Annotated in this window: 4 protein-coding genes; all 4 read left to right on the forward strand. The window is 69.0% G+C overall.

Features of this window, described 5'->3' with window-relative positions:
• Window positions 1-414: 414 nt before the first annotated feature.
• Genes AB0B45_RS51245 through AB0B45_RS51260 form a run of 4 tightly spaced genes read left to right on the forward strand, consistent with a single transcriptional unit; the run spans window position 415 to window position 4,421 of the window.
• Window positions 415-633 carry a ferredoxin gene (locus tag AB0B45_RS51245; protein ID WP_358146312.1) on the forward strand — a complete coding sequence of 73 codons (219 nt, stop codon included), beginning with the start codon at window positions 415-417 and terminating at the stop codon, window positions 631-633.
• Entirely contained in the window at window positions 630-2,033 is a 1,404-nt protein-coding gene (locus AB0B45_RS51250; RefSeq protein WP_358146315.1) for an FAD/NAD(P)-binding oxidoreductase, read from the forward strand. The genes AB0B45_RS51245 and AB0B45_RS51250 overlap by 4 nt, the downstream gene beginning before the upstream one ends.
• A 57-nt stretch (window positions 2,034-2,090) precedes the next feature.
• Window positions 2,091-3,353 carry a cytochrome P450 gene (locus AB0B45_RS51255; protein ID WP_358146317.1) on the forward strand — a complete coding sequence of 421 codons (1,263 nt, stop codon included), beginning with the start codon at window positions 2,091-2,093 and terminating at the stop codon, window positions 3,351-3,353.
• Between the two features lie 24 nt (window positions 3,354-3,377).
• The gene (locus AB0B45_RS51260; protein ID WP_358146319.1) at window positions 3,378-4,421 is read left to right on the forward strand and encodes an NAD(P)-dependent alcohol dehydrogenase; all 1,044 of its coding nucleotides are present in this window, start codon (window positions 3,378-3,380) and stop codon (window positions 4,419-4,421) included.
• The last annotated feature ends 234 nt before the right edge of the window (window positions 4,422-4,655 follow it).

A 4,655-nucleotide genomic window follows, 5' to 3' on the forward strand; every position in this document is an offset into this window, starting at 1 on the left:
AATCTGCCAACGTCCCCTGCCCGAGCTCGACCGGCTTCTCCCCCACGCCAACGCGTAGCAGTGCCCGTCGATGGCATGCGGGCCGCCGTTGCCGACGGGCTCCGCCATGGCCGCTGTACCGTTACCGCGCGCCGCCCGTGTCGGCCGGAACGCGCGGCATGGAGCATGTTTTCCCTGCTAGTGGTTGTGGTGATGAAAGCCGGAAGCGGAAAATCGTCTTGTGGCGGGTCGGCCGGGGCACACCTCGGTGCCGACGCCATCGGCGTGGACCGGGGTTCCCCGCGCCGTGACGCTCACCGGTAATGATGGGGCTGTCCAGCTGGGTCACCTGCGGAAGGCCGGATAACCGCGTAGCCGAATGACCGCGTCGATGGTCGTTGTGGGGCGGCAGTCGCGGACGGAAGGGGTCTGCCCATGCGTATCGTCGTGGACCTGAATCGGTGCCAGGGATACGCACAGTGCGTGTATCTGGCCCACGAGATTTTCAAGTTGCACGGTGCGGAGGCGCTTACCTACGAGCCCAACCCCGACGACGCGCGGCGCCTGCAGGTCCAGCGAGCCGCCGCGGCTTGCCCGGTGCGAGCGATCATGATCGACCGTTTGGACTGTGCGGAGCGGGGTGCGCCGTCATGACCATGTCGGCGACGCTCGCCGAGTTGGTCCGCGACTTCAAGGCCAACGGCCGGATCGTCATCGTCGGCGCCTCCCTGGCGGGACTGCGGGCCGCCGAAGCCTTGCGTGAGGAGGGCTTCAGCGGGTCTTTGACCATCATCGGGGACGAGCCGTACGAGCCCTACGACCGCCCCCCGCTGTCCAAACAGGTGCTCAAGGGTTGGGTGCCGGCTGACCACACTCTGCTGCCCCGCTTGCGGGAACTGGATGCGCAGTGGCGGCTCGGCGTGGCGGCCACCGGGTTGGATCGGGCCACCAGGCAGGTGCGCCTGGCCGACGGCGAGCAGGTCCCCTACAACCGGTTGCTGATCGCCACGGGCACTCGCGCGCGGCAGTGGCCCAACCCGGCCGAGGCCGCCCTGGAGGGCGTGTTCTCGCTGCGCTCGCGTGATGACGCCGCTCGGCTGCAACAGGCGCTGGCGGCAGGGCCGTCGCGAGTGCTGGTCATCGGCGGCGGGTTCATCGGTTCGGAAGTGGCCTCCGTCTGCCGGGAACTCGATATCCCGGTGACCGTCGCCGAGCGGGGCTCGGCGCCGCTGGTGGGCGCGCTGGGCGGGGTGATCGGCGAGATCGCCGCGGAGATGCAGCGCGACCATGGCGTGGATCTGCGCTGCGGGGTGGGCGTGTCGTCGCTGGAGGGCGACGCGGGCGGACATGTACGGCGTGCTCGGCTCTCGGACGGGGCCACCGTCGAGGCCGACGTGGTGCTGGCCGCGCTGGGCTCGATCCGTAACGTGGAATGGCTGGAGGGCTCCGGGCTGGCGGCCGGCTTCTGGGGTGTCGGCTGCGACGCCGGTGGTCGCGCCTTCGACATCAACGGCGTGGCGACCGACACCGTCTACGTGGCGGGAGACGTGGCGCGCGCGCCCTATGTGCTGTACGAGTACCAGTTCCTTGCGATGGAGCACTGGGACAATGCCGTCTTCGGTGCCGAGGTGGCGGCCCACAACATGGTGAGCCTCGAGCCCGACTACCGCCCGCATCTGTTGCTGCCCGGCTTCTGGTCCGGCCAGTTCGGCGTCAACATCAAGTCCGTCGGCGTGCCGCCGTTCGGCGACGAGATCGTCTTCGCCCAGGGGTCGGTCAAGGAGCACCGCTTCGCCGCCGCCTACGGTCGTCGGGGCCGCATCGTCGCCGCCGTCACCTTCGATCACGGCAAGTGGCTGGAGTACTACGCGCGGCTGATCGAGCAATCGGCTCCATTCCCGCCCCCGCCGCCGGGCTGGGATCGGCCCGACGACATGAACCCGATGCCGGCCGAGTTCCCCGCGCCGGGCGTCCCGACGGCGATGCCCGACGTCGTCTTGACCGGCCACGACCCGAACGAGCGGAGAGCCGAGTTCCGGCCTCGAGGTCACTGACGCGTTCCTCGCGATCGGGGGGGAACCCGGCCGGCACAGCAGGAGGAGAGGAACAGCATGGTCGAGGAAACGCCCTGGCAGCAGGCGCTCCGCTACGCCAACCGTGCCAATCCGTACCCCTTCTACGCCGAGCTCCGCAAGACCCCGGTGGCGCGGCAGCCGGATGGCACCTACGTCGTCAGCACCTACCAGGAGATCGTCGCGCTTCTCCACGACCCCCGGGTCAGCTCAGATGTCAGGAAGATCCCAGCCCGCGCCCCGGCTGCGGCGGAGCCGGGGGCCGAGCCGATCACGGAGGCCGTCGTCTCTTTGGAGCCGAACATCATCACCTGCGACCCGCCCGAACATGATCGAGATCGCCGCATGATGACGCGGCATTTCTTCGGCCCGCCCCATTCCCCTCACCTGATCTCTGACCTGGAGCCTGATATCCGACGCATCGTCGCCGACCTCCTGGACAGGATGCGGGGCAAGACCCGGATCGACGTCGTGGACGAGTTCGCCTACCCCCTGCCGGTGGCCCTGATCTGCAAGGTCCTGGGCGTGCCGCTGGAAGACGAACGTCGCTTCCACGCCTGGATCGAGACGGCCCTGGACGCTCTGGATTTCGGTCCGGAGGCGGCCTCCGAGGAGATGCAGCGCCGGCTGGAGGGCGGGCGCCGGAGCGTGAAGGAGTTCGAGCAGTTCCTGGCCGGGCTGCTCGACCAGTACGCCAAGCAGCCCGGCCCTGGCATGCTCTCGGCGATGGTTCACGACGACGGCCCGGACGGGCGCATGCCCGAGGGCGTGCTCGCCAGCAATGCCGTGCTCCTGCTCTTCGCCGGGCATGAAACCACGGTCAATCTGATCGCCCACAGCGTGCTCACCCTGCTGAGGCACCCCGAGGCGCTCGAGGAGCTGCGCCGCCGCCCCGACCTGATCGTGCCCGCGGTCGAAGAGTTGCTGCGGTTCGAGTCGTCGGTCCAGTTCTGGCACACCCGCTCGGCCGTCGAGGACATCGAAATCGCCGGCACCACCATCCCGAAGGGCGCGCCGATCTTCCTGGTGTACGGCTCGGCGAACCGCGACCCGGAACGGTTCGCCAACCCTGAGCAGCTTGACCTCGAGCGCCCGGACAACCAGCACCTCGGCTTCAGCCAGGGCATCCACTTCTGCTTCGGCGCTCCGCTCGCCCGGCTCGAGGTCCAGATCGCGGTCGGCGAGTTCGTCCGCCGCGTGGAGAACCCACGGCTCGTCGTCGACCCGCCGCCATACCGCCACAACCAGATCTTCCGCGGCCCGCGCCACGTCCTGATCGACATCGACGGGATCCGCGACTGACCCAGCTTGCGCCAAAGGATCGCTATGCGGGCTTTTCAACTCGTCGGATGGCAAAAACCGCCCGAGCTGCGGGAGGTGCCGGTCCCCGAGCCCGGCCCGGGGCAGGTCCTGGTGAAGGTCGGGGGCGCCGGCGCCTGCCACTCCGATCTGCACATCATGCAGGCGCCCGCACCCGCACCCGGAGATGGCACGAGACTGCCCTTCACGCTCGGCCATGAGAATGCGGGGTGGGTGGAGACGCCGGGACCGGGCGTCGCCGGGTTCGCGCCCGGAGACCCTGTGATCGTCTATGGCCCCTGGGGCTGCGGGCTGTGCGCCAACTGCCGGGAAGGCAAGGAGAACTACTGCCAGAATACCGGCGGTCTGGGCGGGGGCCTGGGTGGTCACGACGGCGGAATGGCTGAGTACCTGCTGGTCCCGGCGTCGCGATTCCTGATCCCGCTCGGCGCCCTCGATCCCCGCGAGGCCGCCCCGCTCAGCGACGCGGGGCTGACGAGCTATCACGCCGTCAAGCGGTCGCTGCACCTGCTGGGGCCGGGCTCGACCGCGGTGGTGATCGGAGCGGGCGCTCTGGGCCAGATGGCCATCCAGATGCTGCGAGCGCTCAGCGCGGCGACCACCGTCGTCACCGTGGACACCGCCGCCGGCAAGCTGGAGATCGCCAAGCGCATGGGCGCGGACGAGGCGCTGCTTTCCGGCGACCAGGCGGTCACGCGGATCAAGGACATGACGCGGCAGCAGGGCGCTCAACTCGTGCTGGATATGGTCGGCGTAGACCCGACTTTGCGGATGGCTGCTCAGGTGGCCCGGGTGCTTGGCCACCTGACCATCGTCGGTCTCGGCGGCGGAGACCTACCGGTCAACTTCTCGAGCCCGCCGCACGAGTGCTCGGTTGCCTCACCATACTGGGGCTCCATCCCCGAACTCATGGAAGTGATCACCCTTGCCCGGCAGCAAAAGATCAAGATGCTGGTCGAGCACTTCCCCTTGGAGCGCGCCGGCGAGGCCTACCAGCTCCTGCACGACGGCAAGATCCAAGGACGCGCGGTCATCACCCCCCACCCGTGAGCACCTCATCAAAGCGACCGGGCCGGCCTCCTGAGGCGCCAAGGCACCTGTTCACCGACCGGACCGCCACATGGGCTATCCCTCGCCAGCCGCGCGAAGAACGCCCCGCTCTTGGGGACGAGGTCAGCGTGGAGGGACCCGCAAGCAACAATCAGGGGCTGTTTCTCGATAGCCACGCAGGCATTGGAGAGACCGGTGCGCGCAGGCGACGCGCTTCGTTAGCGACACCCCATG

The sequence above is a fragment of the Nonomuraea sp. NPDC049152 genome, from assembly GCF_040648355.1.
Lineage (GTDB): Bacteria > Actinomycetota > Actinomycetes > Streptosporangiales > Streptosporangiaceae > Nonomuraea.